This window comes from Maritalea mobilis, assembly GCF_004363175.1.
Classification (GTDB): Bacteria; Pseudomonadota; Alphaproteobacteria; order Rhizobiales; family Devosiaceae; genus Maritalea; species Maritalea mobilis.
Genome location: NZ_SNYR01000003.1, coordinates 200,186 through 220,385, shown reverse-complemented (window position 1 = coordinate 220,385; position 20,200 = coordinate 200,186). Strand labels below are relative to the sequence as shown.

The 20,200-nt window shown below is 52.3% G+C and carries 20 protein-coding genes; 13 read left to right on the top strand and 7 right to left on the bottom strand.

The window, feature by feature from the left end:
• Position 1: 1 nt before the first annotated feature.
• From ATL17_RS13695 to hemC, 4 genes are read right to left on the bottom strand one after another with little or no spacing between them, the layout of a single operon-like run.
• Positions 2 to 1,390 (bottom strand): heme biosynthesis protein HemY, encoded by a 1,389-nt coding sequence (locus ATL17_RS13695; RefSeq protein WP_133573385.1) that lies wholly within the window; start codon positions 1,388 to 1,390, stop codon positions 2 to 4.
• Entirely contained in the window at positions 1,387 to 2,778 is a 1,392-nt protein-coding gene (locus tag ATL17_RS13690) for a hypothetical protein (RefSeq protein ID WP_133573384.1), read from the bottom strand. The genes ATL17_RS13695 and ATL17_RS13690 overlap by 4 nt, the downstream gene beginning before the upstream one ends.
• A gap of 43 nt (positions 2,779 to 2,821) precedes the next feature.
• Positions 2,822 to 3,535: a uroporphyrinogen-III synthase gene (locus ATL17_RS13685; protein WP_133573383.1), complete on the bottom strand. Its 714-nt coding sequence runs from the start codon at positions 3,533 to 3,535 to the stop codon at positions 2,822 to 2,824.
• 25 nt (positions 3,536 to 3,560) lie between these two features.
• Positions 3,561 to 4,517, bottom strand: a complete 957-nt coding sequence (gene hemC, locus ATL17_RS13680) for a hydroxymethylbilane synthase (protein ID WP_133573382.1) — start codon at positions 4,515 to 4,517, stop codon at positions 3,561 to 3,563.
• A 78-nt stretch (positions 4,518 to 4,595) separates the two neighbouring features.
• On the opposite strand from hemC, the gene tsaD reads away from it, so the two are divergent.
• The 8 genes from tsaD to ATL17_RS13640 all read left to right on the top strand — a co-directional run bounded on the left by tsaD (position 4,596) and on the right by ATL17_RS13640 (position 11,787).
• Positions 4,596 to 5,678, top strand: a complete 1,083-nt coding sequence (gene tsaD / locus ATL17_RS13675) for a tRNA (adenosine(37)-N6)-threonylcarbamoyltransferase complex transferase subunit TsaD (protein WP_133573381.1) — start codon at positions 4,596 to 4,598, stop codon at positions 5,676 to 5,678.
• Positions 5,675 to 6,667, top strand: coding sequence for an NAD(P)H-dependent glycerol-3-phosphate dehydrogenase (locus ATL17_RS13670; protein WP_133573380.1), 993 nt, complete (start codon positions 5,675 to 5,677; stop codon positions 6,665 to 6,667). The genes tsaD and ATL17_RS13670 overlap by 4 nt, the downstream gene beginning before the upstream one ends.
• Positions 6,668 to 6,678: 11 nt before the next feature.
• Positions 6,679 to 6,972, top strand: a complete 294-nt coding sequence (locus tag ATL17_RS13665) for a YciI family protein (RefSeq protein ID WP_133573379.1) — start codon at positions 6,679 to 6,681, stop codon at positions 6,970 to 6,972.
• Positions 6,972 to 7,388, top strand: coding sequence for an EVE domain-containing protein (locus ATL17_RS13660; RefSeq protein ID WP_133573378.1), 417 nt, complete (start codon positions 6,972 to 6,974; stop codon positions 7,386 to 7,388). The genes ATL17_RS13665 and ATL17_RS13660 overlap by 1 nt, the downstream gene beginning before the upstream one ends.
• A gap of 52 nt (positions 7,389 to 7,440) precedes the next feature.
• Positions 7,441 to 7,869, top strand: coding sequence for a DUF1761 domain-containing protein (locus ATL17_RS13655; protein ID WP_133573377.1), 429 nt, complete (start codon positions 7,441 to 7,443; stop codon positions 7,867 to 7,869).
• A 304-nt stretch (positions 7,870 to 8,173) separates the two neighbouring features.
• Positions 8,174 to 8,686, top strand: coding sequence for a PAS domain-containing protein (locus ATL17_RS13650; RefSeq protein ID WP_133573376.1), 513 nt, complete (start codon positions 8,174 to 8,176; stop codon positions 8,684 to 8,686).
• Positions 8,661 to 10,247: a methyl-accepting chemotaxis protein gene (locus tag ATL17_RS13645; RefSeq protein ID WP_166639046.1), complete on the top strand. Its 1,587-nt coding sequence runs from the start codon at positions 8,661 to 8,663 to the stop codon at positions 10,245 to 10,247. The genes ATL17_RS13650 and ATL17_RS13645 overlap by 26 nt, the downstream gene beginning before the upstream one ends.
• Before the next feature lie 82 nt (positions 10,248 to 10,329).
• Positions 10,330 to 11,787, top strand: a complete 1,458-nt coding sequence (locus tag ATL17_RS13640; protein ID WP_208111214.1) for a cryptochrome/photolyase family protein — start codon at positions 10,330 to 10,332, stop codon at positions 11,785 to 11,787.
• Here the strand turns inward: ATL17_RS13640 and ATL17_RS13635 are convergent.
• A complete protein-coding gene (locus ATL17_RS13635) occupies positions 11,776 to 11,952 on the bottom strand; it encodes a DUF1674 domain-containing protein (protein WP_133573374.1) in 177 nt (58 codons plus the stop codon). The two genes, ATL17_RS13640 and ATL17_RS13635, sit on opposite strands and share 12 nt — an antisense overlap.
• A gap of 65 nt (positions 11,953 to 12,017) precedes the next feature.
• Positions 12,018 to 12,659 carry a 5-formyltetrahydrofolate cyclo-ligase gene (locus tag ATL17_RS13630; RefSeq protein ID WP_208111213.1) on the bottom strand — a complete coding sequence of 214 codons (642 nt, stop codon included), beginning with the start codon at positions 12,657 to 12,659 and terminating at the stop codon, positions 12,018 to 12,020.
• 133 nt (positions 12,660 to 12,792) lie between these two features.
• On the opposite strand from ATL17_RS13630, the gene htpX reads away from it, so the two are divergent.
• The 4 genes from htpX (at position 12,793) to purH (ending at position 18,615) form a co-directional block, all read left to right on the top strand.
• Positions 12,793 to 13,809 carry a zinc metalloprotease HtpX gene (gene htpX / locus ATL17_RS13625; RefSeq protein ID WP_425462429.1) on the top strand — a complete coding sequence of 339 codons (1,017 nt, stop codon included), beginning with the start codon at positions 12,793 to 12,795 and terminating at the stop codon, positions 13,807 to 13,809.
• A gap of 6 nt (positions 13,810 to 13,815) precedes the next feature.
• Positions 13,816 to 15,126 carry an RsmB/NOP family class I SAM-dependent RNA methyltransferase gene (locus ATL17_RS13620; protein ID WP_133573373.1) on the top strand — a complete coding sequence of 437 codons (1,311 nt, stop codon included), beginning with the start codon at positions 13,816 to 13,818 and terminating at the stop codon, positions 15,124 to 15,126.
• 64 nt (positions 15,127 to 15,190) lie between these two features.
• Positions 15,191 to 16,888: a heparinase II/III family protein gene (locus ATL17_RS13615; protein WP_166639045.1), complete on the top strand. Its 1,698-nt coding sequence runs from the start codon at positions 15,191 to 15,193 to the stop codon at positions 16,886 to 16,888.
• Between the two features lie 110 nt (positions 16,889 to 16,998).
• Positions 16,999 to 18,615, top strand: a complete 1,617-nt coding sequence (gene purH / locus ATL17_RS13610; protein ID WP_133573371.1) for a bifunctional phosphoribosylaminoimidazolecarboxamide formyltransferase/IMP cyclohydrolase — start codon at positions 16,999 to 17,001, stop codon at positions 18,613 to 18,615.
• Positions 18,616 to 18,859: 244 nt separating this feature from the next.
• On the opposite strand, the gene ATL17_RS13605 is transcribed toward purH, so the two are convergent.
• A complete protein-coding gene (locus ATL17_RS13605; RefSeq protein WP_208111212.1) occupies positions 18,860 to 19,408 on the bottom strand; it encodes a hypothetical protein in 549 nt (182 codons plus the stop codon).
• A 114-nt stretch (positions 19,409 to 19,522) separates the two neighbouring features.
• Here ATL17_RS13605 and ppa point away from each other — a divergent pair, with 114 nt between their 5' ends.
• Entirely contained in the window at positions 19,523 to 20,056 is a 534-nt protein-coding gene (gene ppa / locus ATL17_RS13600; RefSeq protein WP_133573843.1) for an inorganic diphosphatase, read from the top strand.
• Positions 20,057 to 20,200 lie beyond the last annotated feature (144 nt).

Genomic DNA, 20,200 nt, shown 5'->3' with positions numbered 1-20,200 from the left:
GTTAAGGCATGGGATTTGGTGGTGCGGGCAGCGGTGCTGGTGCCACCTCTTTTTTGGGTTCGGCTGGGGCAGGTGATGGTGCGGGTTTCGCGGCACCATTTGGTTTGGCCATGGCGCGAGAAGGCACCTTCCATTCAAATTGATCAAGCTGACCGGTGAGTGGAGACGTTGGTTCCCACTCGTCGGCGCTGATGCCATCTGCAATCCAAGTCGCGTCTGGTTTGGCGGTGACGGCGCGTGACAGCCACGCGCGGGCCTTGCCTTGATCGCCTGTGTCACCTTGCTCAATTTCCGCCATCAAGGTGCACACTTTTTGGGTGGCTTGTTGGTCGGTGAATGGCTGCAATGCGGCGCGGGCGTCGGCCCATTCATGGGCCGCAATGGCAGCACTGGCCAGCAGGATGGCGCTTTCCAAATGATCAGGATGCTCAACCACCATGGTTTTGGCGCGTTTCAATCGTTCTACCGCAGATGCACCTGACTGGGCGTGAATATAAAGCTCGCCAATATGCGGATGGGCGCTGGCACGCCACACGCGGCGCAGCAAGCCGGAGGCTTTGCGAATTTCGCCTGATGAAATGTAAAGCCGTGCGGCAATCAATGATGCGGGCACAAATTCGGGCTGTTTCTTCAACGCCTCATTGGCAAAGGTGATCGCCCGTTGCGGGTCAGTCTCTTCCAACTCCTTGGCCAGGGCTGTGCGCAACACAGCGTCCAACCGCTTTTGGCTCTCGCGGTCAGCGCGTTCAAATGGAATATTGTCCAATTGCGCCAATGCATCTTCATAATCGCCTTGCTTGGCCATATGCGCAAAGATGGCCTTTTGCGCCCAAGAGAGTTTGGGGGACAAGCTGGCGGCTTTTTGCGCAAATTGCAGCGCTGCATCTTCGCGCTTTTGCTGGCGAGCCTGCTCATAAAGGCCGGACAGCGCCGCAATGGCGGTTTTCGGATCTTCGATCATTTCGCGATATTGCAAGCGGGCCTGTTTCAGTTCGCCCATTTGCATATTGGCTTGGGCCTCCAACAATTGCGCGGCTGTATTGCCTTCAAGCTTGAGCCGGGCTTCACGCGCGAATTGGCGGGCTTTGCTTGGATCGCCAGTTTGCAGGGCAATGATGGCGTTTGACAAAGCATCAACGCCCTTGCGCTGTTTGCGCTTTTCATTGGCGCGTGAGAAGAGCGCTGGAATGCCAAAGATGCGGCGAATGATGGCCCAGACCACAATGGTGATCAGCATCAGCAAGATCAGGCCAAACAGTACGATGCCCAAGCTCGGCTGCATTTGATAGCCAAAGCCGGTGATAACGACTTCACCGGGGACTGACATGATGATGCTGGCGCCCCAGGCGACCAGCAAAGAAAAGGCGACGATAATGAAAATGCGAATCATTGGGCGTCTCCTTCATTTTGGCTTTCTTGCGCGTTTTGATTGAGCAAGGTGCTACGGGTTTCAACCATCCATTGGTCAATCAAAATATGTTGACTGATGTTAGTTGAAATAGGGGCAAGAATTTCCTGCATCTGCGCCGGCAATTTTTGGATCAGCATCTGCGCATTTTGCACATCTTCTGCTTCAAGTGCGGTGCCAATCTGTTCGACTAGAGATAATGGATCATCATCTTGGGCATCAATTGGGCGTAAATTCACTGCATCTTTTACCGCGCCGAGCAGCTTATCTTGCCATGGCGCATCATTCGGAACGCCGGGGCGGGCGGCCATAAGTTGTGGGCGCAATGTGCCGAACTGACCTGCCAATGCAGAAGCTGGCACCAAGCCGTTTTCCGCCACACCCATCACTTCGGGCGATGGGGCGGTGCCTAAAATTGAACTTAGCTCAGTGATTGGACGTGCGAACGGGTCGCCTTTTTCGATATTGGTGTCAATCTCGCTCATCAGAATTGGCAAGCGCGCGGCGGCCAAAGCGCTTGCCGCGGTTTGGCGCGCGCTTTGATCTTGCTCTAGCGTTTTGATTTGTGCTTCCAACTCGGCAATTTGACTTTGCAGGTCAGCAAGGGCCTGTTTCTGCGTGGCCAATTGCTCGTCTAGGGCCGATAGGTTTTCGGACTGTGTGGCCAGCTGGTCGTTGACTGGCGTTAAGTCGACCGGCGGTGCCGATGGCTGTTCACTGTTCGGCTCGGCTGCGGTGGCGCTGCGCTCAGCCAATTGCGCTTGGGTTTCCTTAAGGTTGGCCACATCTTGCTCCAAACCTTCAAGGGCAGTTTCAATGGGGCCAAGGTCAATCGCAGTTGACGTATCTGATGGTGATTCAATTGTCGCCAATTGCGCTTCAATATTGGCAATTGCCTGCTCGATTTGAGCCGTATCAATGGCGTCGATTTCGGCTTGCAGCGTGCTCAAATCGTCATTTGTCGCAAAGGGCGACAGGTCTGGCTGGGCGTTCTCCAAATCGAAGATGCGTTTTTGAAGCTTGGCGATTTCGGGGGCCAAGTCTGATTGTGCAGCCCATTGATTGAACGGAAAGACTTTATAGTAAGCAAGGCCCGCTGTGCCGGCTATGCCAAGGGCAGCACTCAACACGATTGCCGCCACAAAGGTGCCCATGCCGCTGCCTTCATCATTGCTGCTCTCACGCGTTGATTTGGGCGGATCAATCGGCTTTTTGTCGGCTGGCTTTGTTGCGCTGGATGTGGCCGTTGACGGCTTGGCATCGCTTTTTGATGTCGATGTGGTCGAGTTTTCAGCGGAGGAAGATGGCTTTTTTGCTTCCGCATCAAGAATGGGGGGACGCACTGGACCCTTTTTATTATCGTCGACCATTGAAAAACCTTTTTAGCCAGCGTTTGGTGTTTGGTTTTGGAACTTATTCTAAGAGTTCAAATAAAGTGTTTTCATTTGGCGCTTTTGCGACAAAACCGTTGGTGGCGCCATGTGCCTGCAATTCCGCCCATATGCTGGGGGAAAGGCAATAAAAGGGCAGGCCACTTATATATATATTATGCTTGGTGCACAGATTTGCAAATTGCGTGGCGGCGCGGGCCGAATAAATCAAAATCCCATCAATATCGCTTTGTTGAAGCTGGGTGATCACCGCGGGGGGCAACGCCTGAATAGGCTTCATTTCATAAGCCGGATTGGCCTGAATATTTACGCCTGTGTCGCGAAAATGATCTTCAAGATCGGGTTTGCGATCAATAGCGCAGGGGTAAAAATAATTGCCGGTCAGCTCCATTTTTTCAATCAGCGCGATCAAATCTTTTACATCGCCATTGGCCGACAGCAGATTTGAAAAACCGGCATGGGTGGCGGCTTGCGCCGTGGTGTCACCCACCGTGAAGCAGGGCAGTAATTTATGGCCGATTTCAATTTCGTCGCGCGAGAGCGCCTGCACCGCATTGGCCGACGTGAAAATGGTAGCGGTGATTTGAAAAGGCGACGGCATATCCAGCGGCAAAATGCGTTTGGAAAAGAGGGGCACCGCCATGGGACGATGGCCCAACCCCATTAGGCCAGCCACCGTTTTTTGCCCCCCTGGAAAGGGGCGGGTGACCAAAAGGGATTTGCCAGTTTCGCTCATAAATCACCTCATCCAAGGCTAGATTTTAGTCGGCGCGTTTTTCAAAGCTTTCAAAGAATTTTTCGCCTGCTGCGCTTTTGATGATGGCGGCCAATTCTTTGCCAATTTCTTCCGCATCTGCAGCATGGCCCGAAACTTCGGCTTCGTAAACCGTTTGACCATCTAAAGAGAGCACTTGGCCGAAAATATGCAGTTCATTGCCCTCAAGTGTCGAATAAGCGGCGATTGGTGTGCGGCACGAGCCGTCTAGGCCGTGCAAATAATGGCGCTCGGCAACCATTTTGGCAGCAGTTGGCGCATGGTTGAGGGTGCGGGCCCATTCAATAACTTCACCATCATCTGCCCGGCATTCGAGCGCGAGTGCACCTTGGCCGGGGGCTGGTGGGATGATGGTGGGGTCAATCAATTGCTTGGCAATATGGCTCATCTCCAAGCGCCGCAGCCCGGCATAGGCAAGCAGGGTGGCTTCCGCCACGCCATCTTCCAGCTTTTGCATGCGGGTTTGCACATTGCCGCGAAATTCAACAATTTGCAGATCGGGCCGTTGGCGCAAAATTTGGGCGCCGCGGCGAATTGAAGAGGTGCCGAATTTGGCGCCTTCTGGCAAATCATCAAGACTTTTATATTTCAGGGAAACAAAAGCGTCGCGGGTGTCTTCGCGCTCCAAAAAGGCAGGCAGGATCATGCCTTCAGGCAAAATGGTGGCCACATCTTTGGCGGAGTGCACAGCCAAATCGATGCGCTTGTCGAACAAGGCTACTTCGATTTCTTTGGTGAACAAGCCTTTGCCGCCCACCTCAGAAAGGGGCCGATCCAAAATAATGTCGCCACTAGTTTTGATCACTTCGATGGCGATTTCATCTTCGCTCAACTCAGTTTTTTGGGCGAGCTCGCGGCGCACCTGTTTGGCTTGGGCCAAGGCGAGCAAGGAGCCTCGGGTGCCGATGGTGAGACGCGGTTTGGATGCTTGTTCTGTTTGCAATGTTCAATCCACTTGCTATAGGGCTATGGGCCAGTAGTTCAGTTGTTCTTTTTAAAAAGGCTTAGCGAAATCATGCCGATGGGGCAAGCAACGACCACCATTTTGGGTTTGGAAACCAGCTGCGATGAAACAGCAGCGGCAGTTGTGCAGCGCGACGCGCAGGGCGGCGCGAAAATATTGTCGAATATTGTGCGGTCCCAATTTGATGAGCATAAGGCCTTTGGCGGTGTTGTACCGGAAATTGCCGCGCGGTCCCATGTGCAATATATGGATCATATTGTCGCGCAGGCGCTGGACGCTGCTGAGTTGGGTTTTGACGATCTGGATGGCATTGCCGCAACGGCCGGGCCGGGGCTGATTGGCGGGGTTTTGGTGGGGCTGACTAGCGCGAAAGCGATGGCTTATGCCCATGATTTGCCGCTATTGGCCATCAACCATTTGGAAGGTCATGCGCTGACGCCGCGTTTAACAGACGGGCTTGAATTTCCTTATCTGCTGTTACTTGTTTCCGGCGGACACAGCCAATTTGTGCTGGTGAAGGGCGTTGGCGATTATGAACGCTGGGGCAGCACCATTGATGATGCGCTGGGAGAAGCCTTCGACAAGGTGGCGAAAATGCTTGGCCTCGGTATGCCGGGTGGGCCGCAGGTGGAACAATGGGCGCAAAAAGGCGATCCGAAAAGATTTGTCTTCCCCAAACCCTTGCTCAAAGAAAAGCGGCTTGATTTCTCATTTTCTGGTTTGAAAACCGCTGTGCGGCTGGCGGCTGAAAAAGAAGCACCCCTGAGCGACCAAGATGTGGCGGATATTTGTGCCAGCTTTCAAGCGACCATTTTGAAGATTTTGGACAATCGCTGCCGATTGGCTTTGGCGCGGTTTCAGGCAGAATTTTCAGAACATCAGCCCCGTTTCGTGGTGGCGGGTGGCGTTGCGGCGAACAAAGCCATTGGCCAATTGCTAAAAGATTTGGCGGTTGAATATGACGCGGAAATGGTGGTGCCGCCGATTAAACTGTGTACGGACAATGGTGCCATGATTGCATGGGCGGGCATTGAACGGTTTAATTTGGGCGAGCGGGACGGGCCTGATTTTCAGGCGCGCCCAAGATGGCCGTTGGATGATGCCGATATGGCGCTGGCAACAAAAGGGGATGCAGTGTGAGTGAACAACCCATTTATGTGGTCGGCGCAGGCGCGTGGGGCAGCGCATTGGCGCACACGTTGGGCTTGGCTGGACGAAAGGTCATGTTGTGTGGCCGCGATGAAGTGGCCATTCGCACCATCAATGAAGAACGGCGCAACCCGCATTATCTCAAAATGGTTGAGATGGATGCCCATGTGACGGCGCAATTGGGCTATGCAGGTATTGAAAAGGCGCAAGCGATTTTGCTGGTGGTGCCTGCTCAGGCCAGCCGCGCGGTTTTAACAGAGATCGGCGCAGAGCGCCTGGCCGGCAAAAGCATTGTTTTGTGTGCCAAGGGGTTGGAAAAAGACACGTTGAAGCGCCAAAGCGAGATTTTGGCCGAGGCCAGCCCAAAGGCGCATGCGTTTGTGCTCTCAGGGCCGAGCTTTGCTGTGGATGTGGCGCAGGGCAAGCCGACGGCGGTGACCCTTGCCGGGGAAAGCATTGAAGCGGCGCGCAAGATTGTTGATTTGCTTGCTGGGCCAACTTTCCGTCCCTATTCAAGCGACGATATTGTGGGTGTGGAACTGGCAGGTGCGTTGAAGAATATTTACGCGCTGGCTTGCGGCGCAGTGGATGGCGCTGAGCTTGGGCTTTCGGCCCGTTCGTCCATTATGGCGCGGGCCTTTGCGGAGATGGGACCTTTGGTTGAGGCCATGGGGGGCGCGAAAGAAAGTTTGAACAGCCTTGCTGGCCTTGGCGATTTGACCCTGAGCTGCACTGCGCGGGAATCGCGTAATTTCGATTTTGGCTATCGGTTGGGCGCGGGCGAAAGCGTGGCGCAGATTGTAGACTCTGGCGCGAAATTGGCAGAGGGCGTGCATTCCAGCCCGGTTGGGTTGGCGCTGGCAGACAAATATCAGGTGGATGCACCGATCATCAAAGCCGTGAATGCTTTGCTGGCGGGGCAGGCGCCGATTGAAGGTTTGGTGGCGCAGTTGATGGCGCGGCCCTTGCGGTCAGAATAGTGGAGAAGAAGATGTATTTTGTGATTTCAGGGCGAGATCGCCCAGACGCGTTAGAAAAGCGCAAAGAGACTCGGCCCGCACATTTGGCTTATTGGCAAGAGCTGGGCGACAATTTGAAATTGGCTGGGCCCTATTTGGATGACAATGGCAACCCGACGGGCAGCTTGATCATCATCGATGTGCCGTCCATGACCGCGGCGCGCACTTATGCGGAAGCAGATCCATATGTGACCCAAGGGGTTTTCGAATCTGTTGGCGTGACGGAATGGGCATGGGCAATCAACCCACCTGAGGAGAAGAAGTAATGGCTTACTGGTTGTTTAAAAGCGAGCCCAATACTTGGGGTTGGGAAGATCAATTGAATAAAGGCGCCCCCGAAGAATGGGATGGCGTGCGCAATTATCAGGCGCGTAACAATATGCGTGAAATGAAGGTGGGCGACAAAGGCTTCTTTTATCACTCCGTAAATGAAAAGCGCATTGTGGGCATTGTTCGGGTGGCGGCGGAAGCGCACCCTGACAGTAAAACCGATGATCCGCGCTGGGAATGCGTGGATATTGAAGCGGTAGAAAGCCTTAAAACACCAATTACACTTGAAGATGTAAAGCAGCATCCAGAACTTCAAGATATGGTATTGGTCAACAATTCGCGGCTTTCTGTTCAGCCCGTTACTGAGAAAGAATGGGAAATTATTTGCAAATTGGGTGGCGTAAAGCCATAATTATTGTGGGCGAACAAGTCGTCCATCTCATCTTTTCGGGGAGGATAAAAAGATGAACCATTTTGTAGATGTTAATTGGCTTGCGGTTTTGTTGGCCGCAGTGGGCAGCATGGTGCTGGGCATGGGCTGGTACACCAGCTTGGGCACTCAATGGATGAATGCGCTGGGTAAAACCAGAGAAGAGTTGATGCCGGAAGGCAAATCATCTCCGATGCCATTTGTTATCGCCGCTGTGTGCCAATTGATTATGGCCTATTTTATCTTGCTGCTTACCCGCGCCATTATGGACAGTAGCGCCACGGATATACAGCTTTGGGATGCTGTGATGGTGGGTGCACATATGTGGTTTGGTTTTATTTTGACCTCAATGGTGCTTAACCACGCCTATCAGGGACAAAAGGTCAGCCTGACGATTATTGACGGTGGCTATCTACTAGGAGTTGTGATTGTTCAGGGCGTTATTTTGGGTCTGCTGGCCTAATCTTAGTTGCAATCTCAACAAATTATTTACTGATATTAAGAGCTTACCGCCATGTGGTTATCACGTGGCGGTTTTTTAATGCTTTGTTAAATGTTGCCCTTGTAACCAACAAGTTAAAACCTACGGTTGTGTGTAACCATTTCCCTAATCTATAGACTTTTGGCGTAACTAATTCGATCATCTTGTTAATTGACTAAAAATTGAATTTGATTCATTCAATTTTAAGCAAGTTATTTAAATAATGATCGTATGGGGTAGAACCCTTACTTAAAAGTCGTAGTTTACTGTACTATTTGAGGTCTTTATGCTTGCTGTTGAAGGTGTACAGCGCCCATTTGATCCTGATCGGATCGTTGTTTCTAAAACAAATCTAAAGGGCCATATCCAATACGCCAATCGAGTTTTTCTTGATTTGGCGGAATATGACGAACGTGAACTGTTGGGCAAGCCCCACAGCACAATTCGCTCAAAAGCGATGCCTCGATGTGTGTTCAAATTGCTGTGGGAGCGATTGCTCGCCGGGCGTGAAGTGTTTGCCTATGTGGTGAACGGCACCAAAAATGGCAATCATTATTGGGTTTTTGCCCATGTTACACCTAGCCGAAACCAACATGGTGAAGTGACCTCATTTCATTCCAATCGGCGGCATGCCCGCACGGAAGCGATTGAGCAGATCAGCGCGATCTATGAAATTCTTCTGGATGTTGAGAAAAGCTACAAGAATAGAAAAGAAGGTCTAGCCGCTTCGTCTGCAAAATTGGATGAGCTTTTGGCTGAAAAGGGCATGGATTATGATGAATTCGTATTCACTTTATAAGGTCGCGATTGCGGGGGCCATTTTGGCCGCAACTTCGCTGCTGGCCTTTGGTCTGGCCGTGTTCGATGCACCATTGGTTTATATTGCCGCGAGCAGCGTGCTGCCCTTTTTGACCAGTCTTTATCTTGTGCGGCAGTTTTTGTGTTTGCGCGGTTTTATCCGTCGGTTGAAAACCACAGGTGAAAGCTTGCGTCAGGGTGACTTTGATGTGCGCTTGGTGGCGCCAGGGGCACAGGGCGAATGTAGCGACGTGAAAGACACGTTTAACGACATGATTGACGTTGCCGATGCCTTTGTGCGGGAAAGTTATTTGGCGATGCAAGCGGCCAGTGAAGGGCGCTATTATCGCAAAATTCGCGAAGAAGGCATGTTGGGCTCCTATGCGCATGCGGTGGCCGGTGTGAATGCTGGGATTGACCGTATGGGTGGTTTTGCCGCCATGCTGGAAAATCTGCGCAAAGAAATTGGTGATGTTGTTGACGCTGCTGTGATGGGCGATTTGAGCAAGCGCGTGGAAGCAGATTTCGGCGATGAGGGCCTTAATCAATTGGGCCAAAACATCAATATGCTGATGTCGACCATTGATCGCGGCATTTCTGATACCGGTGAAGTTTTGTCACACTTGGCGCAGGCAGATTTGTCTAAGCGGGTGCATGGTGATTATCACGGTGCATTTGCCCGGTTGCGCGATGACACCAATAAGGTGGCGGAAGAATTGACCAATATTATTGGCGGTTTGCGCACCACATCTGGCGCGTTGAAATCAGCCACTGGCGAGATTTTGTCTGGTTCAGACGATTTGGCTGAACGGACCATGCGGCAGGCGGCAACGCTTGAGCACACTTCTGCTGCGATGCAAGAGATTGCCGAAATGGTGGAGCAGAATGCACAGCGGGCGCAAGAGGGCCATGAAGGTTCACAACGGGCGCAAGAGATTGCGCAGCGCGGTGGCGATGTGATGCGTGAAGCCAATGCGGCAATGACCCGGATCAATGAAAGCTCAAAACAGATTTCGACTGTGATTGAGATGATCGACAATATTGCGTTCCAAACCAACTTGTTGGCGTTGAATGCTTCGGTTGAAGCGGCGCGGGCTGGTGAAGCGGGCAAAGGCTTTGCAGTTGTTGCCGTGGAAGTGCGGCGCTTGGCGCAATCAGCCGCTGAAGCTTCTAACGAAGTGAAAGAGCTGATTGAAAAGAGTACGTCAGAAGTGGATAGCGGCACTGGTTTGGTGGCGCGGGCTGGCCAATCATTGGATGAGATTGTTGATGCCGTCTCCAATTTCTCCACCTTGGTACAGGGCTTTGCGCGCGATAGCCGGGTGCAGGCAGACAAGATTGAAACTTTGCATGCTTCTGTGCGGGAAATGGACGAAACCACCCAACATAATGCGGCCTTGGTGGAAGAAACCAACGCAGCGATTGAGCAAACCGAAGGCCGCGCCAGCGACCTGGATCGGGTTGTGAAGCGGTTTAAAACCGACAGTGGCGATGTGGTTGAAGTTGAAGTGTCGCAAGATGAAATGAGCGCCCCGCGTGTGGTGGCCAGTCAAGTTGCCTAACGGCTTAAAAAACCGATCAAACTTCTGATCTAAATGATGCCCTCATGCGTTTGTTCTATGAACAGATGCATGAGGGTTTATTTTGACTGGTCGTAAGCAAAAAATCGCAATTTGTTGGTTTCGGCGGGATTTGCGGCTGGCGGATAACCCCGCTCTTTGCGTGGCGTTGGACCATGGTGTGCCTGTTTTGCCAATCTTTATTGATGATCAGGGCCAAGATGGGCAGCCGCAACAAGGCGGCGCCTCCAATGTTTGGCTGCATAATAGTTTGGCGGCACTCCATAAGGATTTGAATGAAAGTCTGGTGCTTTTTAAAGGCACGCCGCGGGCGGTTTTTGAGCAGCTAAAGGCTGAATTTGAGCTTGTGGCCGTGCATTGGAACCGGATGTATGAGCCGGAGGCGATAGCGCGCGATAAGGCACTCAAGCAATGGTTCGCCGATGACGATGTTGAAGCGCATAGCCATAATGGTAGCTTATTGTTTGAACCATGGACCATCGAAAAAAAGGATGGCGGCCCTTATAAAGTTTTCACGCCTTTTTACAAAAAAGGGTGTTTGAACGCTGAACCGCCGCGTGCACCGCTTAAGGCCCCTCAGCAAATCAATGCCTATGAAGGCAAGATCGATGGTGCTGCTTCCTTGGATGAGTTGAACCTGCTGCCCACACGGGATTGGGGCAAATCGATTGTTGAAGGGTGGGACATTAGCGAGGCGGGTGCGCGTGCCCGCTGGGATGATTTTGCTGAAAACGGGCTGTTTAATTATAAAGAAGGGCGCGATTTGCCGGGCAAGCCATTTGTTTCGCGCTTGTCCCCCTATTTGCATTTTGGCCAGATTTCGCCCCATCAATTATGGGCAGCGCTGGACCATTATAGCCAAGATCGCAATGTGGAGCATTTTCGCTCTGAGCTGGGCTGGCGTGAATTTTCATATTATCTGCTCTATCATTTTCCAACCTTGCCGAAGGAGAATTTTCAGCCGCAGTTTGAAGGTTTTACCTGGGCGAAAGATGAGCTGCGTGTGAAGCGCTGGCAACAGGGGAAAACCGGTATTCCAATTGTTGATGCGGGTATGCGGGAACTTTGGACCACGGGCTATATGCACAATCGCGTGCGCATGATTGTTGCCTCTTACCTCACTAAGAATTTGCGACAGGATTGGCGCGACGGGCTGGCGTGGTTTGAGGACACTTTGTTTGATGCAGATTTGGCCAGCAACAGCGCTTCATGGCAATGGGTGGCGGGCACTGGCGCAGATGCCGCGCCCTATTTCAGAGTGTTTAACCCCGTGTTGCAGGGCGAGAAATTTGACCCGGAAGGGGAGTATATCCGCACCCATGTGGCGGAATTACGCGATGTGCCCAAAAGCTATCTCTTCGCCCCTTGGGAGGCGCCGAAAGAGATGCGCGAAAAATATGGGTTGGACGGGACCAAATATCCCGAGCCGATGGTAGATTTGAAGAAATCGCGCCAAGATGCATTGGCGGCTTATGACGCACACAAAAATGCACGTGCAGAGGCAAAAGAATCAGAAATCTGAGGCAATGCCTTTATTTTCCCAATCGCCATAGCGTGCAGGATCGGGGCCTTTTTTGCCGTTGATCTCTTTGGGCGCTTGCTTTTGTTTTTCATCAATTTCAGCGCGACGGGCTTGCGCTTCGGCCAGCGCTTGCTCTGCAATTTTGGGATCTGGTTTTTTATCCATTATCGGCAATCCTTAATTTGCGCATTGTTTAGCAAATGGCCTGACATAGGGTCAATCAGAACCCTTTATGGGGCCAGTAAAATTGTGTTGAGGCGAATATCCCAAGCTTGGGGGAAGATGGTTTTGATCTGGCAAAATTGTGCGCCGATGCCAATGGTTTGGGCGTTGGGCCGGCGTGCCAATGTGCGATCATAATAACCGCCGCCATTGCCTAGACGATATTGGTCCTGATCGACACCCAAAAGCGGCACGATCACCAGATCAGGATCAAGCGGGTCTGCCACTTGTGGAATCGGAATGTGGAAGTGACCCATCTTCATTTCGCTTTCTGGCGTCCAGCGATGAAACTCTAAAGGCTGATGTTTGGCGGGCATGGTGGGCAGTGCCAAGATGGCCCCTTTCACATGCATTTCCGCCATCCAGTTTCGTAAATCAGGTTCGCCGCGAATTGGCCAATAGGCTGCGATGATTTTGTCGCGCGGGTCGCCAATATGGGTGTTGAGCATTTCGGCCAATGCGGCTGAAGTGTTTTGGCGTTGAACCAATGGCACCGCTTTGCGTTTGGCATATAATTCCTGGCGCAGTGCTTTGCGGAAATGGCCCACATCTCGCGCGGTTTGCGGGTCAATAACATGGCCATCCACCAATTGATGGGCCATGCAGCTGTTTGAAGCACTTTCGTTTGGAGTGTCGGACATGTCGGACATGGGCAGGGAGCCTTTTCGTCTGCGCCGCAGTTTTGGCACAATAGGATGGACATTATGGAGATGCAAATTTTCTGCGTTTTGCCCTTGCCAGATTTGAGCGGGATGCCCATTTAGAGGCGGAAAGGAAATTCAGATGCTGAACGCAATCAGAACCACATTTTTGCTGGCGGTTTTAACCGGGCTGTTTATGGCGATTGGTTTCGTTATTGGCGGCACCGGCGGCTTGATGTTGGCGCTGATGATCGCGTTGATGATGAATTTGTTTTCTTTCTGGAACTCCGACAAAATTGTGCTGCGGATGCAAAATGCGCAAGCCATCAGCTATAACCAATCGCCTGATCTATATGAGATGGTGGGTAGACTATCTGAAAATGCAGGGATTCCTGCGCCGCAAATCTATCTGATCCAAAGCGACCAACCCAACGCTTTTGCCACAGGGCGTAACCCGGAAAATGCGGCGGTTGCTGTGTCGACCGGGCTGATTAAACGGTTGGACTATGATGAGATTGAAGCTGTTGTGGCGCACGAATTGGCGCATATCCGTTCACGCGATACGCTGACCATGACCATCACCGCCACTTTGGCGGGTGCTATTTCTATGTTGGCGCAATTTGGATTATTTTTCGGGGCACGAAACAATAACTCACCTATTGGGCCGATCGGTTCAATTTTGATGGTGATTGTGGCACCCTTGGCGGCGTTGTTGGTGCAAATGGCGGTGAGCCGTGTGCGCGAATATGAAGCGGACCGCGACGGCGCTGAAATTTGCGGCAATCCGGAAGCGTTGGCCCGTGCGCTGGACAAAATTGCGACCCATGCAAAGCAAATCGCCAATCCTTATGCGCGGCGGTCGCCGGGCATGGCGCATATGTATATTATCAACCCGTTGATTGGGCAGCGGGGCGACAATTTATTTTCAACCCACCCGGACGTGAAAAACCGCATTGCCGCGCTGTTGGACATGGCGAAGGCTCAGCGGGTGGATCAAAATACAGTTCAAAATGAAGCTTGGCCCCGTTCTCGCCATATTGAAGCGCAACAAACGGGCCGCGCGCATAAGAAAGCGCCGCGATCAGCCGGGTGGCGCGTGCCACAGACCGCGCGGGATGATCAAGAAACAGATAAAACGTCTAAAGGGCCTTGGGGTTAAATCAATATGACAGCAAGAAGCAACACCGCCGGATTAGATGTTCGGCGGTCGGCGGCACAGCGCCTGCAATTGGTGCTGACCGGTGCACCCTTTATCCCTTTTGGTGCGAGCGATTTTGAAGATGGCCGCGAACGGGCTTTGGCCAATCGGCTGGTGACCACAGCGCTGCGGCGGCATGGCCAAATCAACAAAGTTTTGGAACAGGTGCTGGAAAAAGGCACGCCAAAACGGGCAGGGCTTTTTGAACCCGCTATGCGCATTGGCGTTGCGCAATTGCTGTTTATGCCGGAATTGGGCGCCCATGCGGCGCTGCATTTGGCGGTTGAAACCATCAAACGTGATCGGCGCGCTTCGCGCTTTGCCAAGCTGGCAAATGCGGCCTTGCGCAATGTGCAGCGGCAAGCAGATAGCTGGCCGCTTAAAGTGCAGGACTTGGTGCCAGCTTGGATGTTTAAGCGCTGGATGGCGCGTTACGGCGAAACCCAAGCGTTGCGGATGGCCGAGATGGTTTTGGACCAGCCGCCATTGGACTTGGTGTTTAAAAGCGGGGTGTTGCCCGGCCAAGAAGAGGGCGGATTTGCACAGATCGCACCTTTGTTGCCGCAAAGCTATCGCCTTGCTGAACGCGATGCCAGCGTGATGGATTTGCCCGCCTATGCCGATGGGCAATGGTGGGTGCAGGACTTAAGTTCCACATTGCCAGCGCGGCTTGTTGGCTCGCTTGCTGGCAAAAAAGTGCTGGATCTATGCGCGGCCCCGGGTGGCAAAACCGCCCAGCTTTGTGACTTGGGCGGGCTTGTGACCGCGGTTGAGATTGAAAAAGAACGCCTTAAGCGGTTGCAGGAAAATCTAGAGCGTTTGAATTTTCACGCCAAAATGCTTGAGGCAGACGCGACCCAACTTGATGGGGTTGGCGAATTTGACGTGGTGCTTCTAGATGCGCCTTGCAGTGCCACGGGCACTTATCGTCGGCACCCGGAAGTGTTGTGGCACCGCAAAGAGAAAGACTTTGCCCAACGGGCCACATTGCAATCGCAAATGCTGAGCGAAGCGGCGAAAAGGGTGGCCAAAGGTGGGCAACTGATATATTGCACCTGTTCTTTAGAGCCCGAAGAGGGCGAGAATCAAATAGAACAGTTTTTGAACCAGCATGGCGATTTTAAGCTTGCCCCGGTGCAAGCGGATGAGTTGAACGGTTGGGCTGGACCCATCGATGTGAATGGATATGTGCGGGCTTTGCCGTGTCTTGAGCTGCCAAATGGCTGCGCAGGTGGCACGGATGGCTTTTTCGCGGCGCGTTTACAACGTGTGGCATAATCACTTCGATTTTTCCTAAAATCTGTTTGAAATGCAATTAAGGGGTCCATAGGTGGCCTCGCAAATGCTATTCTGTTGGCGAGTAAAAGAGTTCGGGGTTTTCGATTTGGTCATTGCGGCGGGGCAAATTTCGAAGCGTGCATATGCGGCTGTGATGGACAGTTTCGTCACCAGCCCACTATTTCGGTGGACATGGGCCAATGGACATATTGGCGTTGTGGCCTCCAAATTTGTGGAAGTGCGTGCTGCCGATCATTTCAGCATTAAAGATATGATGGCCGGACGTTATGTGCTGGGCAATAAGCATGTGGATACGCAAGGGATCAGCCCTTTCGCCATGGAGCATGTTTCTTCACGTTGGCTTGAAGAACTCCATTGTTTTTCCTGGCTTTATCATTTTGATGCGGCGCGCGATGAGGGCGAAAAACGTTTTGCGATGACGTTGGCGCTGGATTGGGTGACCCGCTATGGCACTTATGATGCTAAAGTGTGGAGCCGGGCGACCACGGCGCGGCGCGTGATCAATTGGATCAAGCATTTTGATGTGCTGACTTATGGCGCGAATGAAAGCCAGCGCGAGGCGATTGTGACCTCACTTGCGCGGCAAATTCAATCGCTTGACGTGCGCCAGAATTTTGAAACGCAGCCACAAATTCGCGCATTGATTGAAGTGGCGCTTTTGGGCGCGGCCATCTCGCTTGGGCGCGACACAAGTGAAGTTAGCGCGATGATCGACCATCTCAACCAAACGCTTTATGCCCAATTGAGCGATTTCGGCATGCATTTGACGCGTTCGGGTGCAGTGCATTTTGATTTGCTGTTGAACTTGGTGAGTCTGCGCCAAGGCTTGACGACCTTTTCGCCGGAAGGGGCAAAATCCTTTTTGGCGATCACCCGCAAAATGTATGACGCGCTTGGGGGGCTAACCTTGAGCAATGGTGATTTGGCCTATTTCAATTCGACCGGACAAATTTCCCATGAGGACAGTTTGGCCTTGGCTGCGCGCAGTGCCACCAAATCTGTGTTTGGCGAATCGCGCATGCTGGCTGGCTTTGGTGTTTTGCTGGGCGCAGAATCAAAATTAATCGCAGATAGCGGCAAATTGCCTGCGCCGGAAATGGCCGACTATATGATGGCGGGTGCGGGGAGCTTTGAATATTCCCACCGCAATGATTTGATTGTGGGCAATTGTGGCCCGGGCGATGAAGATATGGGCGAAGATGCTCATTTGTTCAGCTTGCCAGCGGCGCATTCAGGCTTGGAATTGGATTATCAAGGCACACCGCCTTTCACCAACAAGAAGCTGATACAGCAATTTATCGCCGACAATGGCGAAGGCCCAATGCGGCTGGACAGTGAAGAAAACAGCCTGATTTTCGATAATAAAGGCTATGAAGCGCTGACCGGGGTGAAGCACACACGGGTGCTGACCGTGTTGCCCAACCAAGGCGATGCTTTGGTGGGGCAGGATTTGCTGACCTGTGATTTGTCGCACAATCAGGCGCCAGACCAATTCTTGCTGCGGTTCCACCTTGGCCTTGGGGTTGAGGCGGAGTTTAATGACGCGCACAATATGATTGAGCTGACCTTGCGTTCAGGCGCGAAATGGCTGTTCCTGTTTGAAGGGGCAAGTGCCATGATTGAGGGCAGTGCGCGACAGAATCTGCGCACGGGCTTGGCGCCGATTCAGCAAATTGTACTTTATGGTACGGTGCAGCCGCATATTGATGTGGCTTGGTCGTTTTTGCCTGAAGGTCAATAATTCGGGCATTTCCGGCCCGGTTTGGGCAAAATTGGCTGAAAGTGGTTTCAAAATTGGCCAGTCCGTGCTAGCGAGACCGCGAATTTTACGCGTTGCGAAATTTGATCGCGATGCGAGTTCTGGCCAAGCGCACAAGACTGGGGGTCGAAAAAGTGACCATGAAACGCGCCTTACTTTCTGTATCTGACAAAACTGGAATTGCAGACTTTGCCCGCGGCTTGGTGGCCCAAGGCATTGAACTGGTTTCAACTGGTGGCACACGCAAATTGCTGGAAGATGAGCAAATTCCGGTGATTGATATTGCGGAATTGACCGGCTTTCCGGAAATGATGGATGGGCGGGTGAAAACGCTTCACCCTAAAGTGCATGGCGGCCTGTTGGGCGTGCGCGATAATGAGACCCACAAGAGTGCCATGCGCATTCACCAAATCTCGCCAATCGATTTGGTGGTGGTCAATCTTTATCCCTTCGCTGAGACGGTAAAATCTGGCGCGGACTATGATACCGTGATCGAGAATATCGATATTGGTGGCCCGGCCATGATCCGCTCCGCTGCGAAGAACCATGCGTTTGTGACCGTTGTGGTTGACCCCTCAGATTATGACAATGTGTTAGAGCAAATTGCCTCAGAAGAGGGCATCAATCTTGCGACACGCAAAAAGCTGGCGGCGAAAGCCTATGCCCGCACTGCGGCCTATGATTCAGCGATTTCCAACTGGTTTGCCAAAGTGCTGGAAAATGACGATATGGCCTATCGTAGTTTTGCTGGCAAGTTGGACCAGGTGATGCGCTACGGCGAGAACCCGCACCAATGGGCCGCTTTTTATAAAGATGGCTCAGAGCGTTGCGGTGTTGCTAGCGCAGAGCAGGTGCAAGGCAAAGCGCTTTCTTACAACAATATCAACGATACCGACGCGGCATTTGAGTTGGTTTCGGAATTTGATCCGGAAGACACCGCTGCTGTTGCGATCATCAAACATGCGAACCCATGTGGCGTTGGCTTGGGCACTGATTTGGCAGAAGCTTATGACAAGGCTTTGGCGTGTGACCCGGTTTCGGCCTTTGGCGGCATTGTGGCGCTGAACAAAGAAATTGATGAAGAGGTTGCCAAGAAAATCATTGAGGTGTTCACCGAAGTGATTATCGCGCCTTCTGCCACGCCGCAGGCTTTGGCCATTTTCGAGAAGAAAAAGAATTTGCGCTTGTTGCTGACTGGTGGTTTGGCCGACGTGAAAGCGGATGGCTTGATGGTGAAATCAGTTTCCGGTGGCATGTTGGTGCAATCGCGCGACAATAAAAGCGTGCATGATTGTGAACTGAAAGTGGTGACCAAACGTCAGCCAACCGAAAAGGAAATGGCTGATTTGAAAGTTGCCGCCATTGTGGCCAAGCATGTTAAATCCAACGCCATTATCTATGCCAAAGATGGCGCTACCGTGGGCATTGGTGCCGGACAAATGAGCCGGGTTGATTCCGCGCGTATCGCTCATCGCAAATCGAAAGATGCGGCGAAGGCACAAAAGATCAAAGGTGCGCTCACTGCTGAGTCAGTTGTGGCTTCAGATGCGTTCTTCCCGTTTGCTGACGGTTTGCTTTCAGCCATCGAAGCCGGCGCGACTGCCGTGATCCAGCCGGGCGGTTCTATCCGTGATGATGAAGTGATTGCAGCAGCCGATGAAGCTGGCATTGCGATGGTCTTTACCGGGATGCGTCACTTCCGGCACTAAATGTGATTTGAGTTTTATGTGAATGGCGGTGCGTTTTTGCGCCGCCATTTTTTGTGCCGCCACCGGACACGGATTGCATTTTCTTGTCCTCGGGTCGGGCGAGTTGGCTCCGGCACCCAGACTCTTTTTTGCCGCCACCGGACACTGCGTGTCCGTCCCCTGCACCCCCGCCGATTGGTGCCTCTCATGAACTACGTGCCGGTTAACGAGTGGAGGGCTGAACTGCGATTCAGCCCTGCGCAAATTAGGGCTGATATTCGATAGGTTCGTTTGAGCAATCAAAATCGAAGGCTAGATCATCTGCCAACTTGCTGGCGATTGCGTTGGCGTCTTTATATTTGCGGGCATCCACGCGGGCGATTTGGCAGGTGTTGCCTTGTTCGATTTTGGTCACAACAAGAGTTTGGCCTTCGGGGCCGCCTTCATTGTCTGTGTAATAGCGCAGGATGGTGGCGTATGGGCGCCAATCGCCAGTGCGGTTGGTGATCCGCCACTCAATTTTTGCGCCAATTGTGTTGAACTGGGGCAGGGTTTGATGGGCGGCGCGTTCATTCACGGCGTTAAGGCCGTAACTGACGAAAAAGCGCAGATCGCCTTCAGCAATCATCACCGGAATGCCGCGCCAGCCGGGGCAGGCGAAGGTGGCGCCGAAGTCATCTGCATTGATGACAGTGCAATTGTTTAGGTCCGTATCGGTATAGGCCACATCAATATCTGCAGCCATTGCATTTGTGCCGAGCGCCACCCCAGCCAATGCTGAAACCAGCACGCTCATCACCTGTTTTTGCGCCATAAACTCCTCCAAAATTCAGTCAATGCATCGCTTGGGGCTGATTATGACTTGCAATCACGGCGAGGGCTAGGCATTAGTGCAGGCAATTGTTCAATTTGACCGATGGAGAACATGATGGACTTGAACGCAATTGGAGCGGGCAAAAACCCACCTGAAGAAATCAATGTGGTGATTGAAGTGCCTGTTGGCGGCGAGCCAATCAAATATGAATTTGACAAAGATAGCGGCGCGATTTTTGTTGATCGCTTCTTGCACACCCCGATGCGCTATCCAGGCAATTATGGTTTTGTGCCAAACACACTTTGTGGTGATGGCGATCCGTTGGATGTTGTTGTGATGAACTCACGTCCGATTATGCCAGGTGCCGTGATCAAATGTCGTCCGATCGGCGTGTTGATCATGGAAGATGATGGTGGCATGGACGAGAAATTGTTGGCCTTGCCAATTTCTAAGCTCACTAAATCTTACGAGCATGTGAAAGACATTTCTGACATGCCTGAGATTGAAGTGCAAAAAGTTGAGCACTTCTTCACGCACTATAAAGATCTTGAGCCTGGCAAATGGGCCAAAATCGAGGGCATTAAGGGCATTGAAGAAGCCCGCAAAGTGATCATGGACTCTGTTGAGTTGGCGAAAAAAGAAGGCTAATTTTTTCGCGGAATTGATTTTTGGAAGGCGGGCTTTGGGTCCGCCTTTTTTGTTGTGGTTTTTACGCGCCGCCGTCGCTCGCGGTGCTCGCTACCCCGGCATCCCAGAGTCTTTTATTGCCGCCACCGGTCGCTTCGCTCCCGT

Bases quoted from the DNA above. Each gene is read 5' to 3' on its own strand.
- ppa (WP_133573843.1), top strand. From the start codon at position 19,523: ATGGACTTGAACGCAATTGGAGCGGGCAAAAACCCACCTGAAGAAATC.
- ATL17_RS13635 (WP_133573374.1), bottom strand. From the start codon at position 11,952: ATGGATAAAAAACCAGATCCCAAAATTGCAGAGCAAGCGCTGGCCGAA.
- ATL17_RS13615 (WP_166639045.1), top strand. From the start codon at position 15,191: ATGCTATTCTGTTGGCGAGTAAAAGAGTTCGGGGTTTTCGATTTGGTC.
- ATL17_RS13660 (WP_133573378.1), top strand. From the start codon at position 6,972: ATGGCTTACTGGTTGTTTAAAAGCGAGCCCAATACTTGGGGTTGGGAA.
- ATL17_RS13620 (WP_133573373.1), top strand. From the start codon at position 13,816: ATGACAGCAAGAAGCAACACCGCCGGATTAGATGTTCGGCGGTCGGCG.
- ATL17_RS13690 (WP_133573384.1), bottom strand. From the start codon at position 2,778: ATGGTCGACGATAATAAAAAGGGTCCAGTGCGTCCCCCCATTCTTGAT.
- ATL17_RS13630 (WP_208111213.1), bottom strand. From the start codon at position 12,659: ATGTCCGACATGTCCGACACTCCAAACGAAAGTGCTTCAAACAGCTGC.
- ATL17_RS13605 (WP_208111212.1), bottom strand. From the start codon at position 19,408: ATGGCGCAAAAACAGGTGATGAGCGTGCTGGTTTCAGCATTGGCTGGG.
- ATL17_RS13650 (WP_133573376.1), top strand. From the start codon at position 8,174: ATGCTTGCTGTTGAAGGTGTACAGCGCCCATTTGATCCTGATCGGATC.
- htpX (WP_425462429.1), top strand. From the start codon at position 12,793: ATGCTGAACGCAATCAGAACCACATTTTTGCTGGCGGTTTTAACCGGG.
- ATL17_RS13645 (WP_166639046.1), top strand. From the start codon at position 8,661: ATGATGAATTCGTATTCACTTTATAAGGTCGCGATTGCGGGGGCCATT.
- ATL17_RS13695 (WP_133573385.1), bottom strand. From the start codon at position 1,390: ATGATTCGCATTTTCATTATCGTCGCCTTTTCTTTGCTGGTCGCCTGG.
- ATL17_RS13655 (WP_133573377.1), top strand. From the start codon at position 7,441: ATGAACCATTTTGTAGATGTTAATTGGCTTGCGGTTTTGTTGGCCGCA.
- tsaD (WP_133573381.1), top strand. From the start codon at position 4,596: ATGGGGCAAGCAACGACCACCATTTTGGGTTTGGAAACCAGCTGCGAT.
- purH (WP_133573371.1), top strand. From the start codon at position 16,999: ATGCGAGTTCTGGCCAAGCGCACAAGACTGGGGGTCGAAAAAGTGACC.
- ATL17_RS13685 (WP_133573383.1), bottom strand. From the start codon at position 3,535: ATGAGCGAAACTGGCAAATCCCTTTTGGTCACCCGCCCCTTTCCAGGG.
- ATL17_RS13665 (WP_133573379.1), top strand. From the start codon at position 6,679: ATGTATTTTGTGATTTCAGGGCGAGATCGCCCAGACGCGTTAGAAAAG.